Here is a 3,100-nt window from a genome sequence, read left to right on the forward strand (position 1 = left end):
ACGAGCGTCACCGACAACGCCGGGCGCACCACCCGCTACACCTACGACGCCCTGGGCCGGCGCGTCGTGATCGAGGACCCGATGGGCCACACCGTGCGCTACGCCTACGACGACGCCGACAACCTGCGCGCGGTGACCAACCAGCGCGATGTCGTCATCCGTCGCTTCGTCTACAATCGCCGCGGCGAGAAGACCCGCACCGTCTGGCCCGACGGCGAGACTTGGCGTTACGACTACACACCAACCGGTAAACTCAAGGCTCAGACCGACGCCAAAGGCCAACGCACGGTGCACAGCTACGATGCTGCCGGCCAACGCACCGCCACCGCCTACTACTCGGACGCCGCCACAGGGACACCCGCGCGCCGGATTACCTTCGAGTACACCGATACGGGCAAGCTGGCCGGCTACGAAGATGGCGAGACGTCCGCTACGTACGGCTACGACCGCCTCGATCGCCGCACCACGACCACCGTCGACTTCGGGCCGTTCACCAAGACCTTCCGCTACGACTACACCGCCAACGGCCAGAAACAGGCGCTCACCTACCCGGGCGGTGACCGCTACGGGTTCACCTACAACGACGCCGGACTGCTCACCGGCATCGACTTCCCCGACGGGGCGCACCTGGTCCGTGACCAGTTCCAATGGCACACGCCCGGGCGCGTGCTGCTGCCCGGCGGCGGCGAGCGCCACTTCACCTATGATGGCTTCCTGCGCCCCACCCGCATCCGCGGCGAAGACCCGGCGGATGCCACCATCATGGACTACCGCTACACCTACAATGACGCCGGCAACATCACCGTCAAGGCCACCGAGCACGGACGCTACGAATACACCTACGACCGCCTCGACCGCCTCACCGACGCGGTGAACCCCACGCTCGCCGACGAGCACTACACCTACGACCCGGCGGGCAACCGGCTCACCAGCGCCGACACCGAGGGCGAATGGCGCTACAACGCCGCCAACCAGCTGCTCGGCTACGATGACGTCAGCTTCACCTATGACGCCAACGGCAGCACCGTCACCCGGACCGAGGGCAACGACACGACGCACTACGACTACAATCTTAACAACCGCCTAGAACGCGTGGAGCGTCCCGATGGCCTTGTCGCCCGGTATGCCTACGACCCCTTTGGGCGGCGGCTTTGGAAGGAAGTTGATGGAGATCGTACCTACTTCCTCTACGCTGATGAGGGGCTCATAGCCAAGTACGACGCAACTGGCACTCTCATCCAGCGGTATGGGTTTGCCCCCGACAGCGTATGGGGAACGAGGCCGGTCTGGGCAGAGTCCGATGGTAAGCGACATTATTTCCACAGTGATCATCTTGGTGCGCCCCATAAGGCTATTTTATCTAATGGCGCAGAGAGTTGGTCTGCACACTATACTGCGTTCGGCGAATCGAACGACCGTAACGGAGGTGCTAAGTGGGCTTTTAGGTTGCCGGGGCAGTATCACGATGCCGAAACCGGCAGGCACTACAATTACTACCGGACCTACGATCCCAGGGTCGGGCGCTACGTAAGCAGTGATCCGATCGGGCTTGAAGGTGGGCTGAATACGTATAGCTACGTTGAAGCGAATCCGGTTAACTATCTGGATCCGCTTGGGCTCACTAAGACGATTTACCCTGGGCAAGACCCAGAAGATGTGCCGGATGATGACCCATCAGATCCGGATCCCGCATTTCCTGATAATGATGATCCTTTTGTATGCAGTCTGAAGTGCACCAAGAAACAAGCGAAAGGGGTCAAGAATTGCACCAAATCATGTTGGGGGCCGAACGGATACGCAGCTAGAGCGTGCCAACAATCTTGGCGTACATGGCATGTCAATTGCCAAGTACATTGTGCATTGAATGACTGAGAGTAATACTTTGAAGCTTTCTAAAAATGTTGCTATCACTTTTACAGTAGCTTTTCTGCTTGGCGTTTTCGGGTTCGTGCTAGGTTTGGCTTTGATTTCAAAATATACAGTCATTCGGGAAATGCAAATCTACGAAGAACAACTGGCCGAGAATCTCACGATGTTTTCCTATTGTAAAAAAGAACAATGCGGGACAAAAATTCAAAAAATGCTGGTCCGGCAGAACGATAAAGCAATCGATCGGGTTGCTGCGCTGCAGCAAGAACTCGACGATAGTTCTGTAGCACAAATTCCTTTTGGAGTTCCGATAGTGGCGGTGCTCTCTTATGGTTCAATCGAAGTTCCAAGTAGCGAAAATTTGCGCCACGATTACGAAAGGCTAGGCTGTGGTCTGAATGGAGTAATATGCACTCAAAACGCTCCGAATCAGCCGTGATCCAACCGCGAGACTTCGGCACCGGGTCTATCTTCGTGTAAATGAAAGACTCTGGGGCCGCGAAAAATAATAGGGGACAGACCACGTTTTTGAGGTATCCTTTCGGCCTGCTATTGCTCAAGGAGGAGCCATGCCACGCCGCCCTCGTCTTATTCTTCCCAACGTCCCGCTCCACGTGATCCAGCGGGGCAACAACCGCCAGATCTGCTTTGTTACCGCGGCCTCGGGGGCCAGGTCTATCCTCGTAGCATCGGTTCCTGGCGCATCCAAGTCTCGCTCTCGATCCGTTCTTCCTCCTTTTCTACTTGGCAGCCGATAGCCCGTCCGGGCGCCGCTGTTGTGGGCCGGCTGCGCGCGGTGACCAACCAGCGCGAGGTCGTCTGATCTTGCCCACCATCAGAGGCGGTGGGTGATGCGGTAATCGATGATCTCCCAGGCATCGGCGTCGGCGCCGGTGAGCTCGGGGGCGCCGAGATCGATCGTCTCGACCGGCACGTCGGCGTCGAAGCGCAGGCCCTCCTCGGTGACGGCGTCACCACGGTCCTTGCCGGATCCGCGCTGGTCTCGCTCGTAACGGATCCGCTGCCTCGGCCGCGCCTCGGGCTCCGGCGCTTGGTCACGCGCGAACAGATCGGCGACGGCGCTGTCGCCATCGACCCGTCGGCGTTCGGACTTTTGCCCGAAGAGCTGGCGCTTGAGCCAGTCGAGCTGACGGCGCAGCTTGGCGTTCTCCGCCAGCAGCTGCTCATACGAGGGCGCCGATGTCGATGCCGTGTGCATGGCGCGCGATTA

At 59.2% G+C, this 3,100-nt stretch carries 3 protein-coding genes; 2 read left to right on the plus strand and 1 reads right to left on the minus strand.

Going from position 1 to position 3,100, the window contains the following annotated elements:
* Positions 1 to 1,872: RHS repeat-associated core domain-containing protein (locus ACPEES_RS22995; RefSeq protein WP_435106766.1), on the plus strand; the 1,872-nt coding region annotated here is incomplete at its 5' end.
* On the plus strand, positions 1,865 to 2,308 hold the full coding sequence (locus tag ACPEES_RS23000) for a hypothetical protein (protein ID WP_435106768.1): 444 nt from the start codon (positions 1,865 to 1,867) through the stop codon (positions 2,306 to 2,308). The genes ACPEES_RS22995 and ACPEES_RS23000, both read left to right, overlap by 8 nt.
* A gap of 396 nt (positions 2,309 to 2,704) precedes the next feature.
* On the opposite strand, the gene ACPEES_RS23005 is transcribed toward ACPEES_RS23000, so the two are convergent.
* Positions 2,705 to 3,088, minus strand: coding sequence for a transposase domain-containing protein (locus tag ACPEES_RS23005; RefSeq protein ID WP_435106770.1), 384 nt, complete (start codon positions 3,086 to 3,088; stop codon positions 2,705 to 2,707).
* Positions 3,089 to 3,100: the final 12 nt, after the last annotated feature.

Source organism: Arhodomonas sp. AD133 (genome assembly GCF_051195215.1).
In the GTDB taxonomy this organism is placed as follows: domain Bacteria; phylum Pseudomonadota; class Gammaproteobacteria; order Nitrococcales; family Nitrococcaceae; genus Arhodomonas.

Coding starts and splice junctions, on each gene's coding strand:
- ACPEES_RS23000 (WP_435106768.1), top strand. CDS start 1,865: ATGACTGAGAGTAATACTTTGAAGCTTTCTAAAAATGTTGCTATCACT.
- ACPEES_RS23005 (WP_435106770.1), bottom strand. CDS start 3,088: ATGCACACGGCATCGACATCGGCGCCCTCGTATGAGCAGCTGCTGGCG.